Source organism: Caballeronia humi, from assembly GCF_001544475.1.
In the GTDB taxonomy this organism is placed as follows: domain Bacteria; phylum Pseudomonadota; class Gammaproteobacteria; order Burkholderiales; family Burkholderiaceae; genus Caballeronia; species Caballeronia humi.
On sequence record NZ_FCNW02000012.1, the window covers coordinates 61,499 to 88,094 of the forward strand.

General features: G+C 63.6%; 25 protein-coding genes. 20 read left to right on the plus strand and 5 right to left on the minus strand.

Going from position 1 to position 26,596, the window contains the following annotated elements; all coding sequences use genetic code 11:
- The first annotated feature begins 181 nt into the window (after positions 1-181).
- From AWB65_RS14120 to AWB65_RS14170, 11 genes are all read left to right on the plus strand, one after another.
- The gene (locus tag AWB65_RS14120) at positions 182-1,498 is read left to right on the plus strand and encodes an MFS transporter (protein ID WP_087667745.1); all 1,317 of its coding nucleotides are present in this window, start codon (positions 182-184) and stop codon (positions 1,496-1,498) included.
- Positions 1,499-1,837: 339 nt separating this feature from the next.
- Positions 1,838-3,139 (plus strand): urea ABC transporter substrate-binding protein, encoded by a 1,302-nt coding sequence (gene urtA, locus AWB65_RS14125; RefSeq protein ID WP_087667746.1) that lies wholly within the window; start codon positions 1,838-1,840, stop codon positions 3,137-3,139.
- A 129-nt stretch (positions 3,140-3,268) separates the two neighbouring features.
- Entirely contained in the window at positions 3,269-4,900 is a 1,632-nt protein-coding gene (gene urtB, locus AWB65_RS14130) for an urea ABC transporter permease subunit UrtB (protein ID WP_087667747.1), read from the plus strand.
- Position 4,901: 1 nt separating this feature from the next.
- Positions 4,902-6,095: an urea ABC transporter permease subunit UrtC gene (gene urtC / locus AWB65_RS14135; RefSeq protein WP_087667748.1), complete on the plus strand. Its 1,194-nt coding sequence runs from the start codon at positions 4,902-4,904 to the stop codon at positions 6,093-6,095.
- 62 nt (positions 6,096-6,157) lie between these two features.
- Positions 6,158-6,961, plus strand: coding sequence for an urea ABC transporter ATP-binding protein UrtD (gene urtD, locus AWB65_RS14140; RefSeq protein ID WP_181505760.1), 804 nt, complete (start codon positions 6,158-6,160; stop codon positions 6,959-6,961).
- Positions 6,962-6,992: 31 nt separating this feature from the next.
- Positions 6,993-7,685: an urea ABC transporter ATP-binding subunit UrtE gene (gene urtE, locus AWB65_RS14145; protein ID WP_087667750.1), complete on the plus strand. Its 693-nt coding sequence runs from the start codon at positions 6,993-6,995 to the stop codon at positions 7,683-7,685.
- 44 nt (positions 7,686-7,729) lie between these two features.
- Entirely contained in the window at positions 7,730-8,593 is an 864-nt protein-coding gene (locus AWB65_RS14150; RefSeq protein WP_087667806.1) for an urease accessory protein UreD, read from the plus strand.
- 185 nt (positions 8,594-8,778) lie between these two features.
- Positions 8,779-9,579 carry a transporter substrate-binding domain-containing protein gene (locus AWB65_RS14155; RefSeq protein WP_087667751.1) on the plus strand — a complete coding sequence of 267 codons (801 nt, stop codon included), beginning with the start codon at positions 8,779-8,781 and terminating at the stop codon, positions 9,577-9,579.
- 29 nt (positions 9,580-9,608) lie between these two features.
- A complete protein-coding gene (locus AWB65_RS14160) occupies positions 9,609-10,286 on the plus strand; it encodes an amino acid ABC transporter permease (protein WP_087667752.1) in 678 nt (225 codons plus the stop codon).
- A complete protein-coding gene (locus AWB65_RS14165) occupies positions 10,283-10,933 on the plus strand; it encodes an amino acid ABC transporter permease (RefSeq protein WP_087667753.1) in 651 nt (216 codons plus the stop codon). Before AWB65_RS14160 ends, AWB65_RS14165 begins: the two co-directional genes overlap by 4 nt.
- Positions 10,920-11,639, plus strand: coding sequence for an amino acid ABC transporter ATP-binding protein (locus AWB65_RS14170; RefSeq protein ID WP_087667754.1), 720 nt, complete (start codon positions 10,920-10,922; stop codon positions 11,637-11,639). Before AWB65_RS14165 ends, AWB65_RS14170 begins: the two co-directional genes overlap by 14 nt.
- Positions 11,640-12,303: 664 nt before the next feature.
- Here AWB65_RS14170 and AWB65_RS14175 read toward each other — a convergent pair.
- Positions 12,304-13,452 carry an IS481 family transposase gene (locus AWB65_RS14175; protein WP_087667755.1) on the minus strand — a complete coding sequence of 383 codons (1,149 nt, stop codon included), beginning with the start codon at positions 13,450-13,452 and terminating at the stop codon, positions 12,304-12,306.
- A gap of 232 nt (positions 13,453-13,684) precedes the next feature.
- Here AWB65_RS14175 and ureA point away from each other — a divergent pair, with 232 nt between their 5' ends.
- From ureA to AWB65_RS14210, 7 genes are all read left to right on the plus strand, one after another.
- Entirely contained in the window at positions 13,685-13,987 is a 303-nt protein-coding gene (ureA, locus tag AWB65_RS14180) for an urease subunit gamma (RefSeq protein WP_087667756.1), read from the plus strand.
- A 19-nt stretch (positions 13,988-14,006) separates the two neighbouring features.
- Positions 14,007-14,312, plus strand: a complete 306-nt coding sequence (locus AWB65_RS14185; RefSeq protein WP_087667757.1) for an urease subunit beta — start codon at positions 14,007-14,009, stop codon at positions 14,310-14,312.
- 20 nt (positions 14,313-14,332) lie between these two features.
- On the plus strand, positions 14,333-16,039 hold the full coding sequence (gene ureC / locus AWB65_RS14190) for an urease subunit alpha (RefSeq protein ID WP_087667758.1): 1,707 nt from the start codon (positions 14,333-14,335) through the stop codon (positions 16,037-16,039).
- Positions 16,040-16,042: 3 nt separating this feature from the next.
- Positions 16,043-16,615: an urease accessory protein UreE gene (ureE, locus tag AWB65_RS14195; RefSeq protein ID WP_087667759.1), complete on the plus strand. Its 573-nt coding sequence runs from the start codon at positions 16,043-16,045 to the stop codon at positions 16,613-16,615.
- Positions 16,602-17,282, plus strand: coding sequence for an urease accessory protein UreF (locus AWB65_RS14200; protein ID WP_087667760.1), 681 nt, complete (start codon positions 16,602-16,604; stop codon positions 17,280-17,282). The genes ureE and AWB65_RS14200 overlap by 14 nt, the downstream gene beginning before the upstream one ends.
- A 14-nt stretch (positions 17,283-17,296) precedes the next feature.
- Entirely contained in the window at positions 17,297-17,947 is a 651-nt protein-coding gene (ureG, locus tag AWB65_RS14205; RefSeq protein ID WP_087667761.1) for an urease accessory protein UreG, read from the plus strand.
- A 115-nt stretch (positions 17,948-18,062) separates the two neighbouring features.
- Positions 18,063-19,340 (plus strand): glycosyltransferase, encoded by a 1,278-nt coding sequence (locus AWB65_RS14210; RefSeq protein WP_087667807.1) that lies wholly within the window; start codon positions 18,063-18,065, stop codon positions 19,338-19,340.
- A 1-nt stretch (position 19,341) separates the two neighbouring features.
- On the opposite strand, the gene waaA is transcribed toward AWB65_RS14210, so the two are convergent.
- The 4 genes from waaA to AWB65_RS14230 form a co-directional block, all read right to left on the minus strand.
- A complete protein-coding gene (gene waaA / locus AWB65_RS14215; RefSeq protein ID WP_087667762.1) occupies positions 19,342-20,664 on the minus strand; it encodes a lipid IV(A) 3-deoxy-D-manno-octulosonic acid transferase in 1,323 nt (440 codons plus the stop codon).
- A gap of 28 nt (positions 20,665-20,692) precedes the next feature.
- Complete coding sequence (gene kdoO, locus AWB65_RS14220; protein WP_087667763.1) at positions 20,693-21,577, minus strand: Kdo hydroxylase KdoO; 885 nt, start codon at positions 21,575-21,577, stop codon at positions 20,693-20,695.
- Positions 21,578-21,610: 33 nt separating this feature from the next.
- Complete coding sequence (gene waaC, locus AWB65_RS14225) at positions 21,611-22,606, minus strand: lipopolysaccharide heptosyltransferase I (RefSeq protein ID WP_087667764.1); 996 nt, start codon at positions 22,604-22,606, stop codon at positions 21,611-21,613.
- 149 nt (positions 22,607-22,755) lie between these two features.
- Positions 22,756-24,162, minus strand: coding sequence for a phosphomannomutase/phosphoglucomutase (locus AWB65_RS14230; RefSeq protein ID WP_087667765.1), 1,407 nt, complete (start codon positions 24,160-24,162; stop codon positions 22,756-22,758).
- Between the two features lie 382 nt (positions 24,163-24,544).
- Here AWB65_RS14230 and AWB65_RS14235 point away from each other — a divergent pair, with 382 nt between their 5' ends.
- Entirely contained in the window at positions 24,545-25,801 is a 1,257-nt protein-coding gene (locus AWB65_RS14235; protein WP_087667766.1) for an oligosaccharide flippase family protein, read from the plus strand.
- Positions 25,798-26,580 (plus strand): glycosyltransferase, encoded by a 783-nt coding sequence (locus AWB65_RS14240; RefSeq protein WP_087667767.1) that lies wholly within the window; start codon positions 25,798-25,800, stop codon positions 26,578-26,580. Before AWB65_RS14235 ends, AWB65_RS14240 begins: the two co-directional genes overlap by 4 nt.
- Positions 26,581-26,596: the final 16 nt, after the last annotated feature.

Sequence of the window (26,596 nt, forward strand, 5' to 3'; positions counted from 1 at the left end):
AGGCACGCGAGCTTGCGGCGCACAAATCAGCCGCCTCTTCGACCAGTTCAGCCGCGCTCGCTCATCAGTGTTTTCCCCATCCAAAACAGCCGCTTGGCGCCCATCCGAGCGGCTAGAATCCAGCAGCATCGGGTTTGTTTTACAAAACCATTTCGACTAAATAAAAATTTGAGGAGACAGCATGGCCAGCACCGCCAATCCGCTGCAGCGCCCCGGCGCCGGGGCGCCTTCCGCGTTCGAGGAAGCCACGTATCGCAAGGTCGCGTGGCGGCTTTCGCCGCTGCTTCTGATCTGCTATGTGGTCGCTTATCTGGATCGCGTGAACGTCGGCTTCGCGAAGCTGCAGATGAGCACCGACCTCGGTCTGTCGGACGCCGTCTACGGCTTCGGCGCCGGCATCTTCTTCTTCGGCTATTTCATCTTCGAGGTGCCGAGCAACGTGATCCTCCACAAGGTCGGCGCGCGCGTGTGGATCGCGCGGATCATGATCACGTGGGGCATCATCTCCGCGCTCACGATGTTCATCACCACGCCGACGATGTTCTACGTGATGCGCTTCCTCCTCGGCATCGCGGAAGCGGGCTTCTTCCCCGGCATCATCCTGTACCTCACTTACTGGTATCCGGCGCATCGGCGCGGGCGCATGACCTCGCTTTTCATGACGGCGATCGCGCTGTCCGGGCTGATCGGCGGCCCGGTGTCGGGCTGGATCATGAAGTCCTTCGATGGCGTCAACAACTGGCACGGCTGGCAATGGCTGCTGCTGCTCGAAGGGATTCCGTCGATCGTGGTCGGCCTCGTGGTGTTCTTCATGCTCGACGACCGCATCTCGAAGGCGAAGTGGCTGACCCAGGAAGAACGCGAGCTGCTCGAACGCAACATTGCGGCTGACAACGTCGAGAAGGAAGACATGTCGATCGGCAAGATCTTTTCGAGCCCGAAGGTGTGGCTCATGAGCCTGATCTACTTTTCGTTCGTGATGGGACTCTACGGCGTGAGCTTCTGGCTGCCGACGATCATCAAGGCGACCGGCGTGACCGATGCGCTCTCGATCGGCCTGCTTTCCGCGATTCCGTACGGCGCGGCGGTGGTCAGCATGCTGGTGGTCGCAAAGAGCGCGGACAAGCGCGGCGAGCGGCGCTGGCACATCGCGATTCCAGCGGTGCTCGGGTCGATCGGGCTCGTGCTCTCGGTGATCTGGGCGAACAACACGGCGCTCGCGATGCTCGGCCTCACGCTCGCGACGATGGGCATCTTGACGACGCTGCCGCTCTTCTGGAGCCTGCCGACGGCGTTTCTCGCGGGCACGGGCGCGGCGGCAGGGATCGCGATGATCAACTCGCTCGGCAATCTCGCCGGGTTCCTGAGCCCGTATCTCGTGGGCTGGCTCAAGCAGGCGACCGCTTCGAATTCGAGCGGGATGTATATGCTCGCGGGGTTTTTGATCCTCGGCGCGCTGCTCGTGCTGAGCGTGCCGGCGAGGACCGTGAACCGCTGAAGCAACTGTCTTGGCAAAGGGCTTCCGTCTCACGGCGGAAGCCCTTTTTCATTGGCTCGCCGCCCGTGTGAGCCGAGGCGTCGAGCCTCAGCGAAGCGCCGCCGCGCACCTCCATGAAGCACGGCCTCGTGCCGATGCACCAAAACACCCCGCGCCACCCTCTGGCGATCTCGTCCCGAGTCTCGCCAAACCCCGCCAAAGCCCCGCCAATTCAGCATCTATTGCAGATTGGCATAACCCTTGCAGTAACAACTGCGCTGCTCGTCCGCCTGAGGCGGGAAGGCCAGCCAGAACACGTGCTCTTTACGGCTCACACAACATATCGGCAAGGGGAAACACATGAAACGACGCAGTCTCCTGAAATTCGGCTCGATGTCCGGCGCGCTTGCGGTCGCGGGACAACTGCCGATCTCGAAAGCGCAAGCCGCCGATACCGGTCCGATCAAGGTCGGCATCCTGCATTCCCTGTCGGGCACGATGGCGATCTCCGAGACGTCGCTGAAAGACACCGCCCTCATGACCATCGCCGACATCAACAAGAACGGCGGCGTGATGGGCCGCAAGCTCGAGCCGGTCGTCGTCGATCCGGCCTCCAACTGGCCGCTCTTCGCCGAGAAGGCACGCCAGCTTCTGACGCAGGACAAGGTCGCTGTCGTGTTCGGCTGCTGGACTTCGGTTTCGCGCAAGTCGGTGCTGCCCGTCTTCGAGGAACTGAACGGTCTTCTCTTCTACCCGGTGCAGTACGAAGGCGAAGAGATGTCGCGCAACGTGTTCTACACGGGCGCCGCGCCGAACCAGCAGGCGATTCCCGCCGTCGAGTACCTGATGGGCGCCGAAGGCGGCAACGCCAAGCGCTTCTTCCTGCTCGGCACCGACTACGTGTACCCGCGCACGACCAACAAGATCCTGCGCGCCTTCCTCCACTCGAAGGGAGTCAAGGATGAGGATATACAAGAGGTCTACACACCGTTCGGACATAGCGACTATCAGACCATCGTCGCGAACATCAAGACTTTCTCCCAGGGCGGCAAGACGACGGTCGTCTCGACGATCAACGGCGATTCGAACGTCCCGTTCTACAAGGAACTGGGCAACCAGGGCCTGAAAGCGACCGACGTGCCGGTCGTCGCGTTCTCGGTTGGCGAGGAAGAACTGCGCGGCATCGATACGAAGCCGCTCGTCGGGCACCTCGCGGCGTGGAACTACTTCATGTCGGTGAAGAACACGAACAACAAGAAGTTCGAGACCGAATGGGCGGAATGGGTCAAGTCGCAGAACCTGCCGGGCGGCACGAAGCGCGTAACGAACGATCCGATGGAAGCGACCTTCGTCGGCATCCACATGTGGAAGCAGGCCGTTGAAAAGGCGAAGAGCACGGACGTGGACAAGGTGCGTGTCGCGATGATCGGCCAGACGATGGCGGCGCCCTCGGGCTTCACGCTGACGATGGACGGCAATCACCATCTGCACAAGCCGGTGATGATCGGCGAAATTCGCGGCGACGGGCAGTTCAACGTCGTGTGGAAGACGAAGACCGCGATCCGCGCGCAGCCGTGGAGCCCGTATATCGCCGGCAATCAGGGCAAGCCGGATGTCGTGTCGTCGATCCCGGCTTTCCTGCGCCGTTCGCGCGTGGCGTGAGCATCGCGTTTTTAGCCTGATCTGCTGAAGCCTTACCGCCGCGCCCGTCGCAATGTTTGCATCGTTGCACGCAACACGCACGGGCGCGGCGTCTTCACGAGAACGCCCAGCCTCACCTGAAAGGCCATCATGACCGGTTTGCCTGGAAATACCCTCGCGCGCGCCGCACGCCGCGCGCTCTGCGCCGTGTTGCTCGCCTGCGCGCCGCTCGCCGCGTTCGCGGCCCTCACCGCCGACGATCTCGCCCCGCTCGGCGCCGACGATTTCGACGCCAAAGCTGCCGCCATCGACAAGCTCGTCGCCAATGCCGACACCCCTTCGATCGCGGTGCTCAACGCGCTCGCGGACGGCTCGCTCGTCGCGACCGACAAGGGCCAGGTGCTCGTGCAGACCGACGACGGCAACAAGGACCCCCTGACCGGCAAGGCCGTCGAAGCCCCCGATGCGCAATCGATCACGCTGAACAACCTGCTGCGCGCGAAGGTCGCGGGCGCGTTGTCGGCGTTGCAGCTCGCGTCCACCGATGTCGCGAAACGCCGCGACGCCGTCGCCGCGTTGCTGAAGAACCCCGATCCAACGATGAAGCCGCTCATCGACAAGGCGCGCGCCGCCGAAACCGATGCCGATCTGAAGAAGCGCCTCGACACGCTCTGGGCGATGACCGCGCTGCACGATCCCGACGCGAAGAATCGCCTCGAAGCGGTGCAGCTCGTCGTGGCCCGGCATGACCTCGACATGAATGAACTGCTGCGTCCGATCGTCGCGAAGAAAGCGGACGGCACGTTTAACGAATCCGATGAACGCGTGCGCGCCGCGGCGCAGGCGGGCATCGCAGACCTCGACTCGATCCAGCGGCGCGGCCAGATCGCGGGCACACTGTTCGCGGGTCTGTCGCTCGGCAGCGTGCTGCTGCTCGCCGCCCTCGGACTTGCGATCACGTATGGCCTGATCGGCGTCATCAACATGGCGCACGGCGAGTTTCTGATGATCGGCGCGTACGCCACGTATGTCGTGCAGAACGTCGTGCAGCATTACGCGCCCGCCGCGTTCAACTGGTATCCGCTCTTCGCGGTGCCGGTGTCGTTCGCGGCGGCGGCGGTGGTGGGCATCGTGCTCGAACGGCTCGTGCTGAAGCATCTCTACGGACGCCCGCTCGAAACGCTGCTCACGACTTTCGGCATCAGCCTGATCCTGATCCAGGCGACGCGCACGATCTTCGGCGCGCAGAACGTGCAGGTGACGAACCCCTCGTGGATGAGCGGCGGCGTCAACGTGATGCAGAACCTGATTCTCCCGTACAACCGCCTGACGATCCTCGGCTTCTCGATTGTCGTCGTGTTCATCGCGTGGGCCGTGCTGACGAAGACGCGCCTCGGTCTCTTCGTGCGCGCCGTGACGCAGAACCGCCGCATGGCGGCGTGCGTCGGCGTGAAAACCGCGCGCGTCGATTCGTATGCGTTCGCGTTCGGCGCGGGCATCGCGGGACTCGGCGGCTGCGCGCTCTCGCAGATCGGCAACGTCGGGCCAGACCTCGGCCAAAGCTACATCATCGATTCGTTCATGGCGGTCGTGCTCGGCGGCGTCGGGCAGTTGGCGGGAACGGTCATCGGCGGCTTCGGCCTCGGGCTCATCAGCAAGACGATCGAGCCGTTCTGGGGCGCGGTACTCGCGAAGATCGCGGTGCTCGTGCTCATCGTGTTGTTCATCCAGAAGCGTCCTCAGGGCATGTTCGCCCTGAAGGGCCGCAGCGCGGAGGCTTGAAATGACTGCTTCCTCGACCGATGTCGGCGCGAACCTCGACGTCGCGCCGCAACCCGACGAACGCGCGCGGCTCGAAGGCTTCGCGCTCGGCCTGCCGCCACGCGCGGCACTCTTGCCGCGCAACGGCTGGCTCGCGCTCGTCGCGCTGATTCTCGCGATGGGTATCTGCGTGCCGATCGCCGCGCTCGTCTTGCCGGAGACGAGCACGTTCCACCTCTCCGCGTACGCGATGACGCTGATCGGCAAGCTCATGTGCTACGCGATCGGCGCACTCGCACTCGATCTCGTGTGGGGCTACTGCGGCATCCTGAGCCTCGGGCACGCGCTCTTCTTCGCGCTCGGCGGCTATGCGATGGGCATGTACCTCATGCGCTCGATCGGGCGCGAAGGCACGTATCAAAGCGACCTGCCCGACTTCATGGTGTTCCTCGACTGGCACAAGCTGCCGTGGTACTGGCAAGGCACCGAGCATCTCTGGTACGCGCTCGCGCTGGTCGTGCTGGTGCCGGGGATTCTCGCGTGGGTGTTCGGCTTCTTCACGTTCCGCTCTCGCGTGAAGGGCGTGTACTTGTCGATCATCACGCAGGCGATGACCTTCGCCGCGATGCTGCTCTTCTATCGCAACGAGACGGGCTTCGGCGGCAACAACGGCTTCACCGACTTCAAGCGCATCGCGGGCTTTCCGATCACGCATCCGGGCACGCGCACCGCCCTTTTCCTGATCACGTTCGCGGTGCTGGTCGTCGCGTTCATCGCGGCGCGTGCGATCGTCACGTCGAAGCTCGGGCGCGTGGTCACGGGCGTGCGCGACGGCGAGACGCGGCTGATGTTTTTGGGCTACAGCCCGCTTGCTTACAAGCTCTTCATCTGGACCGTGTCGGCGGTGCTGTGCGGCATCGCGGGGGCGTTGTATGTGCCGCAGGTCGGCATCATCAATCCGAACGAGATGTCGCCGGCGAACTCGATCGAGATGGCGATCTGGGTCGCGGTCGGCGGACGCGGGACGCTGATCGGACCGATCGTCGGCGCATTCGCGGTGAATGGCGCGAAGAGTTTTTTCACGGCGAATTTCCCTGAGTACTGGCTGTTCTTCCTTGGGCTGATATTCACGCTCGTGCCACTTCTCTTGCCGCAGGGAATCATGGGCCTGATCGACATGGCGCTGCGCCGCAACAAGACCGGAGGGCACGCGTAATGACCGCACACAACGCGTTGATCGTCGACTTGCCGCCCTTGCCGGAAGTCAGTGAACGCAACATGAACGGCATCACGGGGCTGGGGCATATCCTGGCGCCCGGCGAGATCGACATATCGCACGGCACGATCCTCTATCTCGAGGACGTGACCGTTTCCTTCGATGGCTTTCGCGCGCTGAACAAGCTGACGTTATCGATCGACGTCGGCGAATTGCGCTGCGTGATCGGCCCGAACGGCGCGGGCAAGACGACGATGATGGACGTCATTACCGGCAAGACGCGGCCCGACGGCGGCAAGGTTTTCCTCGGGCAGACGCTGGACCTGACGCGCATGTCGGAGCCTGTCATCGCGCGTACCGGCATCGGGCGCAAGTTCCAGAAGCCGACTGTGTTCGAAAATCATCCGGTGTGGGAGAACCTCGAACTGGCGATGAAGACCGATAAGGGCTGGTTGGCTTCGTTGCGCGCGCGGCTGGATCGTAGCGCGCAGGCTCGCATCGAAGAGACGCTCGAATTGATTCGTCTGCAGCATGATGCGACGCGCGCTGCGGGTGAGCTTTCGCACGGGCAAAAGCAGCGGCTGGAGATCGGGATGTTGCTGATGCAGCAGCCTGCCCTTTTGCTACTCGATGAGCCGGCTGCGGGCATGACCGATCACGAGACGATGGAACTCGCGGAATTGCTCAACAAGCTGCGCGGAACGTGTTCGATGATGGTCGTCGAGCACGATATGGAATTCGTTGCCGCGCTTTCCGGAGCGACCGGCAAGGTCACTGTGATGGCCGAAGGAAGCGTGCTTGCGGAAGGCACGCTCGACGAGGTCAAGCGCAATGAAGCGGTGATCGAATCGTACTTGGGGCGCTAGCGCGCAAGTGCATCAAACAGGATACAAACCCATGCTGGAAGTCGATTCCCTTAACCAGTACTACGGCGGCAGCCACATCCTCCGCGATGTGAAGATGACGGTGCCCGACGGAAAGCTGACAGTACTGCTCGGCCGCAACGGCGTCGGCAAGACGACGCTCCTGCGCTGCCTGATGGGCGTCGTGCCGACCAAAAGCGGCACGATCAGCTGGCGCGGCGCCAAGATCTCCTCGATGCCAACCTACAAGCGCGTAGCGAACGGCCTGGCGTACGTGCCGCAAGGCCGCGATATCTTCGGCCGCCTCACCGTCGAAGAAAACCTGATGGTCGGTGCAGCAAGCCGCAAGGCGCCATCGAAAGTGCCGGACCGCATCTACGAACTCTTCCCCGTCCTGCGCGACATGAAGAGTCGCCGTGGCGGCGATCTCTCCGGCGGACAGCAGCAGCAACTCGCCATCGGCCGGGCGCTCATGAGCGAACCGCAACTGCTGATCCTCGATGAACCTACCGAAGGCATCCAGCCATCGATCATCCAGGACATTGGCCGCACGTTGCGGCAACTCGTCGATGAAATGGGCATGACGGTGCTGCTCGTCGAGCAGTATTACGACTTTGCGCGCGAACTCGCCGACCGCTATTGGGTCATGAGCCGCGGCGAGATCGTCGCGGGCGGCGAAGGCACCGACATGGAAGCGCACGGCGTACGGGAGTTGATCGCAGTGTGAATGCGGCCGTACCATTGCGGCTCCATCCGTCACGCCTCGCATTCATGCACCACGCACCCCACGCAGCGCTCAAACCCGCCGACGAATGGCACGGCCGCCTCGAACTCGGCTTCACGCGGCAACACGCGCGCACGGTGCTCACGCATCGCAGGCACGAGGGGCCGCTGCGTTTGCAACGGCCGCTTTATCCCGAAGGCGATGCGAACTGCCACGCGGTGATCGTGCATCCGCCGGGCGGCGTCGCGGGCGGCGACCGGCTCGCCATCGACATCGATCTCGCCGCTAACACACACGCCGTCATCACGACACCTGGCGCCACCAAGTGGTACAAGTCGAACGGCAAGCTCGCGACGCAGCGCATCGACATTCGAGTCGGCGCGCGCGCGAAGCTCGACTGGCTGCCGCAGAACAACATCGTGTTCGAATCGTCGAACGTAGAGCTCGCCTTCACGCTGACCCTCGACGACGACGCCACCGCCATCGGCTGGGACGCGATGCAGCTCGGCCGTCAGTCCTCAGGCGAACGATGGTCCGATGGCAGGCTCGCGGCCACGTCGAGCATCAGGACGAGCAACGGCCGCTTGCGCTGGTTCGAACGCACCCATCTCACCGCCGACGATCCGTTGCGCGATGCGCCGCAAGGTCTTGCTTCGTTCCCTGCCTACGGCACGCTCTGGGCCATCGGCCCCGCTTGCGACGACGCGCTCGCCGAATTGCTCACCGCGCATCTCCCCTTCGACGACACCCTGCGCGCCGCTGCCTCATGCGTGGCGCCCGGCGTGCTGATCGTGCGCGCCGTGAGCCGCTCGATGGAGCCGCTGCAACGTGCGCTCACCGATTGCTGGATGCGTCTGCGCCCGCTCGTACACGGCATCGATGCGAAGCCTTTGCGTCTCTGGACGACTTGAACGCACGCACCAAAGCAGCGCTTTATTGCGCCCCGATTTTGTGCGTGTTAGCTTGAACGACGACGTCAAGGCTTGCGGGCTCTAAGCCTCGGCGCGATGGCATGACTCTCGCTTAAGTGATCCGGCTCAAGGTCGCGCCTGCCCAAAGAAGGCTTAGGCGCGCAACACACATAACAGGATCATCGATGAATCACACGCTTTCCCGCGCGCGCCGCACGGCTCTGGCCGCCCTCATCGCGGTGCCCCTCTTCGCTCTCGTACCGGTCGCGGCCCACGCTGACGCCGTCGATACGATCGCGAAGAGCGGCACGCTGCGCGTCGCGGTGCCGGAAGACTATCCGCCGTTCGGCGCGGTCGGTGCCGACATGAAGCCGCAAGGCTATGACATCGACATGGCGGGCGTCCTCGCCAAGGCGATGGGCGTGAAGCTCGAACTCGTGCCGGTCAACAGCGCAAACCGCATTCCGTATCTCACGACAAACAAGGTCGATCTCGTGATTTCATCGCTCGGCAAGACGCCTGAGCGCGAGAAGGTCGTCGATTTCTCGACCGCTTATGCGCCGTATTTTCAGGGCGTGTTCGGCCCCGCCGACATCAAGGTGGCCGGCCCCGCCGACCTGACCGGCAAGACGGTCGGCGCGACGCGCGGCGCGCTCGAAGAGATCGCGCTCACGCAGATGGCGCCGAACGCGACCATCAAGCGCTTCGAGGACAACAACGCAACGATCTCCGCGTTCCTTTCGGGCCAGGTGCAACTGATCGCGGCGGGCAACATCGTCGCGGCTGCGATTCTCGCGAAGAACCCGCCGCGCCGTCCGGAAGCGAAGTTCGTCATCAAGAATTCGCCGTGCTTCGTCGGCATGAACAAGAACGAGCCACGCCTCGTCGCGAAGGTCGATGCGGCCATCGAGCAGGCTAAGAAGGACGGCACGCTCGAAGGGATGTCGAAGAAGTGGTTCGGCCAGCCGCTGCCCGCGAGCCTCTAACACGCATATAAACTAAGGCAACGCTTTTAATGGCCTATGAACTTCAATTTGGCGATCTCGGCGAATACGTCGGGATGTTCACGAGCGGCGCCGCAACGACGCTCGCCCTCACCGCTGTATCGACGGCGCTCGGCATCGCCGTCGGCGTAGCGGGTGCGGCGGGCAGCGGCAGCAAGCACACATGGCTGCGCGGGCTCGTGCGAGGCTATGTCGAAGCGATCCGCAACACGCCGTTCATCGTGCAACTGTTCTTCGTGTTCTTCGGCCTACCCGCACTGGGCGTGCATCTCGGCGAATACACGGCGGCCGTTCTCGCGATGACGCTCAACCTCGGCGCGTATTCGGTCGAGATCATCCGCTCGGGAATCGCCGCGGTGCCGAAGGGGCATCTGGAAGCGGCGGCATCGCTTGCGATGTCGCGCGGACAGACCTTCCGGCACGTCGTATTGCCGCAGGCGATCGCCAAGGTCTTCCCCGCGCTATCGAGCCAGATCGTCATTACGATGCTCGGCTCGGCTGTCGTCTCGCAGATCTCGGTGCCTGACCTGACCTATGCGGCAAGCTACATCCAGTCGCGCAACTTCCGCGCGTTCGAAACGTACTTTTTGATCACGGCGGCCTATCTCGTGATGGCGATCATTTTGCGCTGGCTCCTGAACTCGGCCGGCAAGCGTCTCTTCTCACGAAATCTGCGAGGCGCGCGATGATCGAATTCACCTTTGAGCAGATCCTTACGAACCTATTGCTCGCCGCGCGCTGGACGATCGTTTTGTCGATCGTGTCGTTCATTGCGGGCGGTGTGGTCGGCTTTGCGCTGCTTGTGATGCGTGTATCGAAGTCGCGCTTGCTGCGCACGGTCGTGAAGGGCTATATCGAAGTGTTTCAGGGCACGCCGCTGCTGATGCAACTGTTCCTCGTGTTCTTCGGCTTGCCGCTGCTTGGCATCGAAGTGTCGCCGTGGATCGCCGCGACGGTCGGTCTCACGCTCTTCACGAGCGCTTATCTCGCGGAAATCTGGCGCGGCTGCGTGGAGGCGGTTCCAAAGGGGCAATGGGAAGCGTCGTCGAGTCTCGCGATGAATTACTTCGAGCAGCTTCGTCATGTGATTTTGCCTCAGGCCGCGCGCATCGCAGTGGGTCCGACGGTCGGCTTTGGCGTGCAGGCCGTGAAGGACACGGCGCTCGTCTCGATCATCGGCTTCACCGAACTCACCAAGGCCGGCACGATGATTTCGAACGCCACGTTCAAGCCGTTTCTCGTGTATGGCCTCGTCGCCGTGATTTATTTCGTGCTTTGTTATCCGCTCACTCGCTACGCGCGCACGCTGGAAAGGAAATGGAATGCCGCTCGTTGAAACACGCAATCTCCAGAAGCAGTTTGGATCGAACCAGGTCCTGAAGGGCATCGATTTTTCGGTCGAACCGGGACAGGTCGTGGCGATCATCGGACGTAGTGGCTCGGGCAAGAGCACGCTGCTGCGCACGTTGAACGGCCTTGAGAGCATCGATGAAGGCTCGATCGAAATCGACGGCGAACACATGGATGCGCGCCATGCGGATTTGCGTGCGCTGCGCTTGAAAGTCGGCATGGTGTTTCAGCAATACAACCTCTTTCCGCATCTGACGGCTGGGCAAAATGTGATGCTCGCGCAGACGGTGGTCAAGAAAGTGCACAAGGCGAAGGCTCGCGCGACTGCCGAACAAGTGCTCGAACGTGTTGGTCTTGCCGACAAGTTCAATGCTTATCCGGAGCAACTGTCGGGCGGTCAACAGCAGCGCGTTGCGATCGCGCGGGCGCTTGCGATGAAGCCTACCGTTCTGCTTTGCGATGAGATTACTTCGGCGCTCGATCCTGAACTGGTCGGTGAGGTGCTCGCCGTTGTGGAAGACCTCGCGCGCGACGGGATGACCCTGATCATGGTCACGCATGAGATGCGCTTCGCGCGACGGGTGAGCAACAAGGTCGTATTCATGCACCAAGGGCGTGTGTGGGAAAGCGGCACGCCGGAGGAGATTTTTGAACGGCCGACCACGATTGAACTTCAGAAGTTTATTCAATGAGTTTTCATGGCCTGGGGTGGGGTGGGGTGGGGTTAAGTGAACACCGTTTGATGCGCTCGTGCTCCTATGGAACTTGCTTTCTTTTCGGTCTTTTAGCTCTGCCCCTGTCCGGGGCGGGACTCACTTTCTTTGCTGCTGCAAAGAAAGTAAGCAAAGAAAGCAGCTTCCAACCGCCAAATCTAACAATCCACCACTAGCCTTTGATTGGGATTGGCGCTGGAGAGTAAGTGTCGCCCTCACGGTGGACAGGGGCTTGGCTCGCGGACCCACTGTGGCAACGCGCAGTACAACGGACAGGTGCAGCGGTCATACATCCGTCCTCGCGCTACGCGCTCAGACGAGGGGTGCACCGCGCAGGGGATAAAGGCAAGAGGAGCGCAAACACAAGATGGTTTTTGTGAACCCCACGTCGGAGCGAAGCGAGGACGGAGCTAAACGGAGTGCATACCACTCCGAGGAAGTGCGCGTTGACGCAGTGGGTCCGCGAGCCAAGCCCGGTTCCATCGTGAGGGCGACACTTACTCTCCAGCGCCAATTCGTTCTTATGCGAGTGATGGACCGTTAGCACTGGCGGTGGGAAGCTGCTTTCTTTGCTTACTTTCTTTGCAGCAGTGTATAGACCGGAGACATCGCTGACAGGTGTGCGAGGACATGGTTGACACTTTCATATTGATGCATCCGGCTGGTTCAGGTCAAAGGTCATGAGTCGATGATGAGCGAAATACAGGTCATAGACGTCAGCTTTGCGCGGGCTGGGACGCGCTGCCACATCCATCCTGTGCAGTGCGCTCGATACCTTCAGTCGATGCCCGCGAAAGGTCAGCTTGCCGTTCCAGCCCACACGCAGCACTTCGTCGTCGGGGCCGTATTCGACCGGTGCCAGCGTGCTTGGCATCGCTCGCGGGCTCGGCCGGTAACGTCGGCCGGGCGTGTCCAGCTCGATACCTTCGTGCGGCCGCTGGTGGTTGTAAATCTCGCGCCAGCGATCAAACCCGGCCTGCACCTCGGTGTGCGTGACGAAGCTGCGGCCATTGAGCACCTCGGCCTTGAGCGAACGGTGAAAGCGCTCGTCCTTGCCATTGGTCTGAGGATGATAGGGACGGCTGAAGCTGATCTGAATGCCCAGACGGATCAACCAGATCGCCAACTCCGACAGTTGCCCCGACTTGCCCGGCGAGCCCCAGGGCGCGCCGTTATCGGTGTTGATCTGCACCGGCAGCCCGTATTGGGCGAAGGTGCGTTGCAAGTGCGCGCGTACCGTTTCGGTCTGGGTCGAACTGCAGGCTTGCAGCGCCACGTTAAAGCGCGAGCAGTCGTCGAGCACCGTGAGCGGGTAACAGCGCCCCTCGCTCAGCGTGCCGAAGTCGCCCTTGAAGTCCATCTGCCACAACTCGTTGGGTTGAGCGCGCTCAAAGCGCTGCCAGGCGGTGGCATCGGCCGAGGCTTGCTCGTCAATGAGGCCGCGGCGTTTCAAGATCGAATTCACAGTGCTGGGCACGGGCGCGGGCGCGACACCGAGATCGGCGAGCCGGCGACTGATCTTGCGCGCGCCCCAGGCGGGATGCTCGGCACGCACCTGCAGCACGCGCTGCTCGATCTCGGGCGCGCTCCTGGCTGGACTGCTCCGCGGTCTACGAGAGCGATCGGCAAGCGCTTCGGGCCCTTCGTCTCGATAGCGTTTGAGCCATTTATAGCCGGTCTGCCGACTGACGCCGAAGCGCTGGCACAACTCGGTCATGGACAGCTCCTGGGGCTGGGCAAGGGTGACGAAATCATGACGAAGCTTCATGGTGTCTCGCGGGCTCCACGGCATGGTCGGCTCCGGGCATCTCGATGCTCGAAAGTGTCAACCATGTCCTCGCACACCTGTCAGCGATGTCTCCGGTCTATACACTGCTGCAAAGAAAGTGAGTCCCGCCCCGGACAGGGGCAAAGCTAATAGACCGTTAAGAATGCAAGTTCCACAAAAGCACGAGCGCATCAAACGGTGTAACTTAACGAACGTAACGCAACCCGCCTAAAGCGAAGCGAAACAAGACCGACCGATGAAACTCACCCCCAGAGAAAAAGACAAGCTACTGATCTTCACAGCCGCACTGCTAGCGGAACGCCGCCGCGCCCGCGGCTTGAAACTGAACTACCCTGAAGCGGTCGCCTTCATCTCAGCCGCGCTGATGGAAGCGGCTCGCGACGGCAAGACCGTCGCCGAGGTAATGCACTACGGCACCACCTTGCTGACCCGCGATGACGTCATGGAAGGCGTCCCCGAGATGATCTCCGATATCCAGATCGAAGCCACCTTCCCCGACGGCACGAAGCTCGTCACCGTCCATCATCCGATCCCCTGATCGAAGAGGAACCCGCGCCATGATCCCCGGCGAATATCTGATCGACGACGGCGAACACGAACTCAACGCAGGCCGCGAAACCGTATCGGTCATCGTGTCGAATACCGGCGACCGCCCCGTACAGGTCGGCTCGCACTACCACTTCTACGAAGTCAACACAGCGCTCGTCTTCGAACGCGATAAAGCACGCGGCTTTCGCCTGAACATCACAGCGGGCACCGCCGTGCGCTTCGAGCCGGGACAGGAACGCACCGTCGAGCTCATCGCGCTCGCGGGCGATCGCGCCGTCTACGGCTTCAACGGTCTCGTGATGGGACCGCTCTGACTCTATCGGGATAAAAAGCAATGACGCTACGCATCGGCCGCCGCGCCTACGCGGAAATGTTCGGCCCGACCACCGGCGACCGTGTCCGTCTCGCCGACACCGACCTCATAATCGAAGTCGAACGCGACTTCACCACCTATGGCGAAGAAGTGAAATTCGGCGGCGGCAAAGTGATCCGCGACGGCATGGGCCAGTCGCAACGCGTCGCGGACGACGTCGTCGATACGGTCGTCACCAATGCGCTGATCCTCGATCACTGGGGCATCGTGAAAGCCGACATCGGCATCAAGGGCGGACGCATCTTCGCCATCGGCAAGGCGGGTAATCCCGACATCCAGCCCGGCGTGACGATCGCGATCGGCGCAGCCACGGAAGTGATCGCGGGCGAAGGCATGATCGTGACGGCGGGCGGTATCGATTCGCACATCCACTTCATCAGCCCGCAACAGATCGATGAAGCACTGGCAAGCGGCGTGACGACTATGCTCGGCGGCGGCACCGGCCCCGCCACCGGCACGAACGCGACCACCTGCACGCCGGGTCCGTGGCACATCGAACGCATGCTGCAGGCCGCCGACGGCTGGCCCGTCAACCTGGGCTTTCTCGGCAAGGGCAACGCGAGCCTTCCAGCGCCGCTCGTCGAGCAAATCAAGGCGGGCGCGATCGGCCTGAAGCTGCACGAAGACTGGGGCACGACGCCCGCCGCGATCGACAACTGCCTCTCGGTCGCCGACGATACCGACACGCAAGTCGCCATCCATACCGATACATTGAACGAAGCGGGCTTCGTCGAAACGACGGTCGCCGCGTTCAAGGGCCGCACAATCCACACGTATCACACGGAGGGCGCGGGCGGCGGTCATGCGCCGGACATCATCAAGGTCTGCGGCGAATCGAACGTGCTGCCCTCGTCGACGAATCCAACGCGCCCCTACACCATCAACACGCTCGACGAACACCTCGACATGCTGATGGTCTGCCATCACCTCGATCCGTCGATTGCGGAAGACATCGCGTTCGCCGAGTCGCGCATCCGCCGCGAGACGATCGCCGCCGAAGACATCCTGCACGATCTCGGCGCGCTTTCGATGCTCTCGTCCGATTCGCAGGCGATGGGACGTGTCGGCGAAGTCGTGATCCGCACCTGGCAGACCGCGCACAAGATGAAAGTGCAGCGCGGCACATTGCCCGAGGACAGCGCACGCAACGACAACTTCCGCGCGAAACGCTATGTCGCGAAGTACACGATCAACCCGGCGATCACACACGGCATCGCGCATGAAGTCGGATCGATCGAGCCGGGCAAATGGGCCGACCTCGTGTTCTGGGAACCGGCGTTCTTCGGCGTGAAGCCCGCGATGATCGTAAAGGGCGGCATGATCGCGGTCGCGCAGATGGGCGACCCGAACGCATCGATTCCGACGCCGCAGCCAGTGCACTATCGCGAGATGTTCGCGACGCGCGGCGGGGCGCTCGGCAAAACGTCGCTCACGTTTGTCTCGCAGATGGCGGCGGATGCGCGCATCGCCGATCGCTATGGTCTTTCGAAGCACGTCGTGCCTGTGAAGGATTGCCGCAAGATCACGAAGGCCGACATGATCCACAACGCGTGGCAACCGTCGATCACCGTCGATCCCGAAACGTATCAGGTGGTCGCGAACGGCCAGTTGCTGACCTGCGATCCCGCCACCGTGCTGCCAATGGCGCAGCGCTATTTCCTCTTCTGAACCATGCGTACGATCGACAAACGTCTCACCGCGAAGCTCGCGCCCGTGCTGATCAAGCGCGCCGCGACGCTCACCCTTCCCTTCGATGCGCGCTGCAAGAGCCGCCTCGCCACAACGCTCGACACGGGTGAGGACGTTGCGCTCGTGATGCCGCGCGGCTCGGTACTGCGCGATGGCGACGTGCTCGTCGCTGATGATGGCGCGCTGGTTCGCGTGATCGCGGCGGCACAGGACGTGCTCGTCGTGCGCGCGCCGGATGCGCTGACGCTCACGCGTGCCGCCTACCATCTCGGCAACCGACACACGCCGGTGGAAGTGAGCGCGGATCATCTGAAGCTCGAAGCCGATCCGGTGCTCGAAGACATGTTGCGGCGTCTCGGCGCGCAAGTCGAGCACGCATCGCAGCCGTTCCAGCCGGAAACGGGCGCGTACGGCGGCGGCCACAAGCATGGTCACGACGAAACCTTCACCGAGGACTACGCGCTCGCGCAGAAGGTCTTCGATGAACATCATGGTCATGACCACGACCACGATCATTCGACTTGCGGACACGACCACGGTCATGCGCATCGCTGAACTCACTGCGTTGCTGCATCTCGCGTCGCCTGCGTTGCCGATCGGCGCGTTCAGTTATTCGCAGGGTCTTGAAGCCGCGATCGAACACGGCCTGATCCACGATGGCGATACCGCGCGCAACTGGATCGCGAGCGGCCTCACGCATGTGCTCGCGCGCGGCGAATTGCCGTTCCTCGCGCATCAGATCCAACGCTGGCGCATGCATGAAGCTAGCGCGCTCGCCATCGCGGATGAAGAATTCCTCGCGAGCCGCGAATCAGCGGAACTGCGGCGCGAGACGCAGCAGATGGGCTGGTCGCTCGCGCAGTTGTGTACGTCGCTCGAATGGGGCGACGCAGAACGACGCGCGACGCTGAACGCCCTGAAGCCGATCGCGCAGCCGACCGCCTTCGCGTTCGCCGCCCACGCGCACGACATCGCGCCCGAATCGGCATTAGCGGCCTACGCCTTCGGCTGGGTCGAGAATCAGGCGGCCGCGGCGCTTAAGGCCGTGCCGCTCGGGCAGCTCGCGGGGCAGCGGATCATCATCGCGTTGCGCGATCCGATCGATCGCGCGGTCGCGCACGCGCTCGCGACTCCGCCCGATCACATCAACACTTTCGCGCCGCAACTGGGCATTCTGTCGGCTCGACACGAATCGCAGTATTCGCGGCTCTTTCGCTCCTGAAGAACTCATCGAACATGAACACGCCCGCCTATTCCGCCGCTCATCGCCGAACCAAGAAACTGCCGCCGTTGCGCGTCGGCGTCGGAGGTCCGGTCGGCTCCGGCAAGACCACGCTGCTCGAAATGCTGTGCAAGGCGATGCGCGAAAAGTACGACCTCGTCGCGATCACCAACGACATTTACACGAAGGAGGACCAGCGCCTCCTGACCGTCGCGGGCGCGTTGCCGGCCGAGCGCATCATGGGCGTCGAGACGGGCGGCTGCCCGCACACGGCGATCCGTGAGGATGCGTCGATCAATCTCGAAGCGGTCGACCAGATGATCGCGCGCTTTCCCGATGCCGACATCGTGTTCATCGAATCGGGCGGCGACAATCTGGCGGCGACCTTCAGCCCGGAACTGTCGGACCTGACGATCTACGTGATCGACGTCGCGGGCGGCGAGAAGATTCCGCGCAAGGGCGGCCCGGGAATTACGAAATCGGACCTGCTCGTGATCAACAAGACCGATCTCGCGCCCTATGTCGGTGCAAACCTCGACGTGATGGCTTCCGATGCGAAAAAGATGCGCGGCGAGCGGCCGTTCGTGATGTGCAACCTGAAGGCGCTCGACGGGCTGGATGAAGTGATCCGCTTCATCGAAAAGAAGGGCTTGCTCGCGGCTTGAGCACGAGAGCACGGCGGGCCGATTATGCGGCATGCCAAACGATTGCTGTAGCATGGCGGATTCGCAATTCGCATTGCTCGCCTGGCAACGGGCGAGAAACCGTACCGTGCCTCTCATGCTCACCCGTAACGATCAGGCGAAGCAATCCGCTGCATCGTCGTCATCCGCTTCGGCAGCGGCGCCTCGTGCGCGCATCCCGGTCCTCTTCCACATCGTCGATTTCGGCGACGGCGGCATCGAGTCCGCGCTGATCTCGTGGCTGCGCGTCTTCGATCGCAAGCGCTTCGCGGTCACGCTCTCGGTGATGTTCACGTCGCCCGCGTACGAGACGCGCTTCAAGGCGCTCATCCCCGCCGACGTCCCCATCGAGATCCTCGCCGACAAGCCCTGGCTCAACTACTTCCAGATGCGCCGTTACGCGAAGCGCCTGTCGAAGCTCGGCCGCGTGGGCCGCGACGTATTCAATACGCTCGTCGTGCGGCCCTACGTGAAGGAGCGCCTTGCCGCGCTCGCACGGCGCTTCCACATCATCGTCGACTTCGACATGTCCCTGCGCCGCATGGCGGGCGAATTCGATGTCGCGTGGCTCGGCGTCAATCATTTCAGCTTCGACGCGCGGCTCGGTTCGCGGCCGCGCAAGCGCAGGCGGCTGATGACGCAGTTCGCGCGCTATGACAGCATCGCCGCACTCAACCAGCACATGGCCGACGAAGCCGCCGTGATGTTCGGTGACAACTTGCGCAACGTGTTTGTGCTGCCGAATGCGATCGACATCGCGCGGATTCGCGAGCGCGCGTCGATCGTCGAGGCGCGGCCTTGCAGCGCGCCGTACATCGTGTCGGTCGCGCGGCTCGATGAAGTGCAGAAGGACCATCGCACGCTGCTGCGCGCGTATGCGCGGCTCGTGCGCGAGCGGACTGTGGCGGAAGACCTCGTGATCGTCGGCGATGGCGCGAATCGCGGCGAACTCGAAGCGCTCGCGAAAGCGCTCGGCATTGCGGCGCGGGTGCATTTTCAGGGGTATCGGAACAATCCGCATCCGCTGATCGCGGGCGCGCGGATGCATGTGCTCAGTTCGCGCTACGAGGGCCTGCCGATGGTGCTGCTCGAAGCGCTCGCGCTCGGAAAGGCAGTGGTCGCGAGCGATTGCCCGACCGGGCCGCGCGAGATGCTGGATGAGGGGCGCTATGGTTTGCTCGTCCCGGTCGGGGACGAAGCAACGCTTTCAGATGCAATCTGGCGCGTGCTGTCCGACGATGCACTGCGTGACGGCCTGAAGCAGCGCTCGCATGAACGCGCGACGTTTTACGGCATCGAGGCGAGCAATGTGCGGCTCGACGAGTGTTTGTCGGGGATGCTGGCGAGGCGGATCAAGGCGATGGCGTCGGCCTGAATCACTTCGCCGCGTCCTCCTGCGTTTCCAGCAACGCTCCCAACACTCCCACCGTCCTTTGCGTCGCGCCCTTGTGCCGCGCCGCGAACGCCGATGCCGCCGCGCTCATCGCGAGCCGCCGCGGCTTGTCGCCGAACAGCTCGCGAAGACTCCGCGCAAGCCCTTGCGGATCATCGACCCGCAGCGCAGCCCCCGCCGCAATCGCATCCTGAGTGGCCTGCGTGAAGTTGAACGTATGCGGCCCGATCAGCACCGGCACGCCTTCCGCACACGCCTCGATCAGATTCTGCCCGCCGAGCGGCAACAGACTCCCGCCGATGAACGCCAGATCGGCCGCCGCATAGTAAGCGCCGAGTTCGCCCATCGAATCGCCGAGCAGCACCTGCACGCTCGACGGCAACGGCCGCGCCGCATCCACCCCCGATCCCGCCGCCAACGCCTTCGGCGCCCACGCCGAACGCCGCACGCACGACATCCCCACGCTCGCCACGAGCGCCGCGACTTCATCGAAACGTTGCGGATGGCGCGGCACGAGAATCAGGAGCGCATTCGGCACGTCGAGCGCGGCGAACGCCTGCAACACGAGCACCTCCTCGCCTTCGCGCGTGCTCGCCGCGACCCACACCGGCCGCTCGCCGATCGTCGCGCGCCACGCATGACCGCGCGCTTCCAGCTCGGGCGGTGCGCTCATGTCGAACTTGAGGTTGCCGAGCACGGCGACATTGCGCGCGCCGAGCGCCGTCAGCCGCTCCGCATCCGATGGGCTCTGCGCGAGCACACGCGCAAAGCCGCCGAACACCTCGCGCGTCGCGCTGCCGAATTTCGCCGCGCGCCGGTACGAACGCTCCGACATCCGCGCGTTCGTCAGCACGAGCGGCATGTCGGCGCGCTTGCATTCGTCGATGAGCGTAGGCCACACCTCGGTTTCCATGACGATGCCGAGCGTCGGCCGCCATGCGCGCAAAAAGCGCCGCACGAGATGCGGCAGATCGTAGGGGAGATAGCTGCGCAGCACGCGATCGCCGAAAAGCTGCTCGCCGGTCGCGCGGCCGCTCGGCGTCATGTGCGTGAGCAGGATGCGCGCTTCGGGATGCGCTTTCATCAACGCGTCGATCAGCGGTTGCGCCGCGCGCGTCTCGCCGACCGACACCGCGTGCACCCAGATGAGCGGCGCGAGATCGTCGGCGCGCCGCCCGGGGCCGCGGCCAAAACGCTCGGCGATATGCTCGCGATACCCGCGCTCCTTACGCGAGCGGATCAGAAGACGCAGCACCGCGAGCGGCGCGACGATCCACCATAGCGCGCGATAGATCGGCCTCAGCATGCGCGCCCCCGCACGTGGCGAGCGGCGCTCAAACGAGTGCCCTGCCCTTCAGGCGCTGCAGGATGCCGAGCGGCGCGCAATCGGGCTGCGCCATCGCATCGACGGGGAGGAAGAAGGTCTGCTCGAGCATGTACTGCCCGGACATCACCGCGTGCGACGTCTGGTCGGAGAAGCACACCCACACGCAGCCCGGCGGAAACGGCATCTTCTCCTGCGGCGCGGCCTTCTGATAGTCGAGGTCGGCCTTCATCGCGTCATGCAGATGCAGCATCAGGTGATCGTAGTCGCTGCGCGGCGTCTTCGTGATGTGCAGCAGGTTCATGAGCCACGCGGCGCCGGGCATCTGCGGCTTGATCGCCGGCAGGAAGCGCTTCGCCATGTCCTCGAACGGTTCGCCCACGCGCCACACACGCGGCGCGCCGTGCGGATTCACGTTCGTGAACACGCGCAGGATGCGCTCGCCGTAGTTCGGCCGCGACGGAAACGCATCGACGTGCAGGCGGCTGTCGTCCTTGCGCCACGACGTTTCGCGCGTCTCGACCTGATGCAGGCGCAGGCTCGTCGGCGCGACGCGCAACTTGCCGTTGTATTCGGGGAAAAGCCCGTCGACGAGCGAGCGCGCGTTCGCCTGATAGCGCGCGACCAGCGCACGCACCGCCGACTGCATGACGGCGTCTCCCAGCACGCCCGCGAGCGCGCCGCCGTTCGGCGCCAGGCTGATGTTCTTGCGCTTGGGATCGGCGATCTTCGGATCGAGCAGCGCTTTCTCGCCGCCTTCGATGGCGAAGCGCAGATTCGGGAAGTACAGCACCTTGCCGCGCTCGACGCCCGCGACGAGCGTCTCACGCGGCACGGAGAGGTCTTTGCCCTGCCAGTCGCACGAAGCGACTTCGATGATTTGAGATTCGGTCATGTGCCTTCGATACTCCGATGCGGTGCCCGCGTGTCACAGCAACCCGAAGCCCGCGAGCGCCGCCTTCACTTCGGCGAGCGTCGGATGATGGTTCGCCTGGCCGAGATTGATGACCTGCGGCGACCAGTAGCCGCCCGTGCGCCAGGCGGTCGAGAAATTGTACAACTCGACCGTCGGCCGCTTCAGCGCGGCGGCGATGTGCACGAGGCCGGTATCGACGCCGACCGTCGCCGCCGCGCCGTCGATCAGGCCGACCACCGCCGGCAGCGACAGCTTCGGCGGCACGATCGCCGCCGCGCCGAATTCCTTCGCGAGCTTCTCGCTGGTCGCGCGTTCGGTCTCGCTGCCCCACGGCAGGACGATCGACGCGCCGCGCCGCACCAAGGACTGCCCGAGCTCGATCCACGCGGCGTCGGGCCATTGCTTGTCGGCGCGGGAAGTTGCGTGCACGAATACGACATACGGCACCGGCAGGTTCAGGCCAGTCTGCGACAACGCCAGCGCGGCGCGCTTCGTGTCGAGGCCGAAGTCGATGTCGTCGGTGGGTTGCGGCGCTGGCAGGTCAAGCGCCGCCGCAACGAGCTGCCGCGTGCGTTCGACGACGTGCGTGCGCGATTCAATGGGCACGCGCCGGTCATAGAAAAAGCGCACCGGCCATTCGAAGCCCGCGCCTTCGGTGCGGTTCGCGAGCCCGGTGAGCGGCCCGCGCGCCCAGCTCGCCACCCACGCCGTCTTGATGAGCCCCTGGCAGTCGATCACGAGGTCGTACTTCTCCGCTTCCAGTTCGCGCCGGAACTTGCCGATCTCACCCCAGTTCGCGGCCGAAAACCAGCGCTTGCGCCAGCGGCGCAGGGAAAACGGAATCGCGCGGCGCACGCCGTCGACGAGTTCGACGAGACTCGCGAAACTCTCCTCGACCAGCCAGTCGATCTGCGCGTCGGGGTATCGGCGGCGGATGTCGGCGATGACCGGCATGTTGTGGACGACGTCGCCAAGCGACGACACCCGGACAATCAAGATCTTTTGCACGCTGTGGACGATGAGCGCCGCACGTCGGCGCGGCGCGTGGACAAAATGAGATGGGCGATTTTAGCGCGGCCGGGATGCAGCGGCGCCATAAAAAACGGCGCGGTTCCGGGGGAACCGCGCCGTTTCTTCACATCGAACAATTAAAACGGTCAGAACGGCAGCTTCGCGTCCGCCTTCTCCGCGAGAATCACGCGGCGGAAGTCTTCCTGGATGCGCTTGAGCGCTTCCTCGCTGTCCGCCTCGAAGCGCATCACGACGACCGGCGTCGTATTCGACGAACGCGCGAGGCCGAAGCCGTCCGGATACTCGACGCGCAGGCCGTCGATGGTCAGCACGTCGTCGGCGCCGGTGAATTTCGCCGATTTCTGCAGGCGCGCGATCAGTTCGAAGTTCTCGCCTTCGTTCAGCTTCAGTTGCAGTTCGGGCGTCGAGAGCGAGTTCGGCAGGTCGTTCAGCAGCTTGCTCGGATCGGCTACACGCGAGATGATTTCGAGCATCCGCGCGCCGGTGTAGAGACCGTCGTCGAAGCCGTACCAGCGGTCCTTGAAGAACACGTGGCCGCTCATTTCGCCCGCGAGCGGCGCGCCGGTTTCGCGCAGCTTCGCCTTCACGAGCGAGTGGCCGGTCTTCCACATCACCGGTTCGCCGCCCTGGTCGCGTACCCACTTCGCGAGATTACGCGTGCACTTCACGTCGTAGATGATCTGGCCGCCCTTGTTGCGCGACAGCACTTCCTGCGCGAACAGCATCAACTGGCGATCCGGATAGATGATCTCGCCATCTTTCGTGACGACTCCCAGACGGTCGCCGTCGCCGTCGAAGGCGAAGCCGATTTCGGCGTCGGTTTCCTTCAGGGCCTTGATGACATCCTGCAGGTTCTCGGCATGCGCCGGGTCCGGGTGGTGATTCGGGAAGTTGCCGTCGATGTCCGTGAACAACTCCACGAGTTCGCAGCCGAGCGCCTTGAAAAGACGCGGCGCGAGCCCGCCCGCGACGCCGTTGCCCGTGTCGATCACGATCTTCATCGGGCGCACCGGCTTTACGTCGCTCACGATGCGGTCCAGATAAACCTGCGAAATGTCGTACTCGGTGTACGTGCCTTCACCTTCCGTGAAGTCCTCGTCGACGATGCGCTTGTATAGCTCCTGAATCTGGTCGCCGTAGATCGCCGCGCCGCGCAGGACCATCTTGAAACCGTTATAGTCCGGCGGATTGTGGCTGCCCGTCACGACGATGCACGAATCGACGCGGCGCTCGCCCGAGGGCAATTGCAGCGGCACGCTCGCGGCGAAATAACCGACGGGCGTGGGCACCATGCCGACATCGACGACATCGACGCCCGCTTGTCGCAGGCCGTCGGCGAGCGCGCCGACGAGTTCCGGGCCCGACAGGCGCCCATCGCGCGCGACGACGGCGGAGTCGCCGCCCTGCTTCCTGATCTCGCTACCGAAGGCGCGGCCGATGCTGCGCGCGACGTCCGCATCGACCGTCTTGCCGACGATGCCACGGATGTCGTACGCCTTGAAGATGGATTGGGAAATCTGTGACTGGCTCATGGAATGGCTACCTGTCTATTTGTTGATGGATTCTCGGCGATGCAGCCAGCGGGCTTGCAGGTCGTGACCGACGGACATGCACGCGAACGAGCGTCACGCGTGCGGGCAACTTCGAAAGCAACGATGTTGCATGGGCCAAGCAGCTTCGCGTCCGGGCCGCGCCTTCGATGGGAGCGATCCCGTTCACACTTATAATCGCAGTCTTTCAGCAGTTTCCTAGCAAATTCCTGCGCAAACATTCTAATCCAATGCCTCGCCGCCCCTTAGCCTCGAATGCACGAAATGCGGCGCCTGAGCGGTCAAACGCACATTCTTCCTGCCACGACTCGCTCATTGCATCGGGTGATCGAACCACGCCAGCACATCGCGTGCCCGGTCCCGCATGCTGAGTCGCATCGGCAATCGCGATGTCGCGAAGGCGCTCGCGAATATCGTCTGGCTCGGGCTCGAACGCGTGACGCAGATCGTCGTCGCGATCGTCATCAGTGGGCTGCTTGCGCGTTATTTCGGCCCCGACGCGTTCGGCAAGTGGCAGTACGCGAACACGCTGCTGCTCGTGCTCGCGCCGATGACCTGGGTGTGCGGCGCCGAAATCCTCGTGCCGACCATCGTCCACCGGCCGGCGGGCGAAGTCGGCCGGGTGCTCGGCAGCGCGTTCGTGTTGCGCATGGCCGTGTCCGTGCTCGCGCTCGTCGCGACGTGGGCGTGGATCGCGTTCGGCCATCTCGATGCGCTCGTCGGCGCAATGCTCGCCGGGCTCGCCGTGACGATGCTGTTTCGCGAGCCGCTCGTCGGCGTGATCAACGCCTGGCTCCAGAGCATGACCTACAGCAAGCCGCAACTCGCGGCGAGCATGTTCACGGCGCTTGTAAAGGCCGCGCTCGTCTATGCGTTCGTGCGGGCGAGTGCGGGTTTCGCGAGCTTCGGCTGGCTGTGGGCGCTGGAAGCGGCCGCGATCGCGGGCTTGCTGCTGCATTACTACAGAAAGCGCCACGGCGGCACGCTCGGCTGGGAGTTCGACGGGCGCCTCTTTCGCCAGTTCGCGAGCGCGGGCACAGTGTTCTGGATCGGCCTCGTGTGCATGTATCTGTTCCTTAAACTCGATCGCCTGATGCTCGAACGCTTCATCTCGTTCGCCGATCTCGGGCGCTATTCGGCCGCGCAGCAGTTGAACGAAAACTGGATCACGCTCGCGCTGATGCTCGCGCAGACCATCGCGCCGGCCTTCGTCTATCGCGTGCAGGACACGAAGTTGCTGAAGCGCAACATCATCCGACTCGTCGCGATGACGGCTGCGCTGATGATCGCCGGCGCGATCGTGCTCGACCTGCTCGCGGGTTTCATCATCACGCGCGTGTTCGGGCCGGATTACGAAGGCGCGATCGATATTTTCCGCTGGGCAGTGTGGCTCTCGGTCCCGGCGGGTATCGAAGCGATCGGCAATCTCGTCGTGCTGAAATATCAGGCCAAGTTCGTGTTGCTCACAAAGTGGCTGCTCGCGCTCGCGGTGGCGTTCGTCGTCGACTGGATCGCGATTCCGCACCTCGGCGGACATGGTGCGCTGATTGGCCTGGCGGTGGGCTATCTCGCGGCGGCGAGCGTCAATCTCTACTACATCCGCTACAGGCTGAGCGCATGAACGACGTCGCGATCCTGCTTCCCGCGTTCAACGGACAAGCCGAACTCGAACGCACGCTCGCGTCGTTCCGCGAGGAATCGAGCGTGCGCGTGCTGATCGTCGATGACGGCAGCACGCCGCCGATCGTCGCGCCATCGATGCGCGGACTCGACATCGAAGTCCTGCGTCTGCCGGCGAATGGCGGCATCGAGCGCGCGCTGGCCGCGGGCATCGATGCGCTTGCCGCACGCGGCATCCGCTACGCGGCACGCATCGACGCCGGCGATCTCGCGACGCCGCAGCGCATCGCGAAACAGCGCGCGTATATGGAGGCGCATCCGCGCGTCGCTGCGCTCGGCATGTGGACGCACGTAGTGAGCACCGAAGGCGCACCGCTTTTCGACCTCACGCCGCCCGCCGATCCCGCCGCGATTCGCCGCGTGATGCTGATGCGCTCGTGCTTCGCGCATCCGTCGATGATGCTGCGCGTCGATGCCGTGCGCGAGGCGGGCAACTATCGCGCGCAGTATCGCGCGGCGGAAGACCTCGATCTGATCCTGCGCCTGATGCAACGGCACGACTGCGCGAACCTGCCGGAATTCGGCCTTTATTACGAGTCGAACGAAGGCGGTATCAGCGCCACGAAACGCCGTACGCAAGTGCTGTCAACGCTGCGCCTGCAACTGCGTTACTTTCGTGCGGGCAACCTCCCCGACTGGATCGGCGTGGCGAAGAGCGTCGCGCATCTCGTGCTGCCGTATCGCGCGTTGCGTCGTTTGAAGGCGCAACTGCTCCGTTAACCCCTTTCTCGCATAC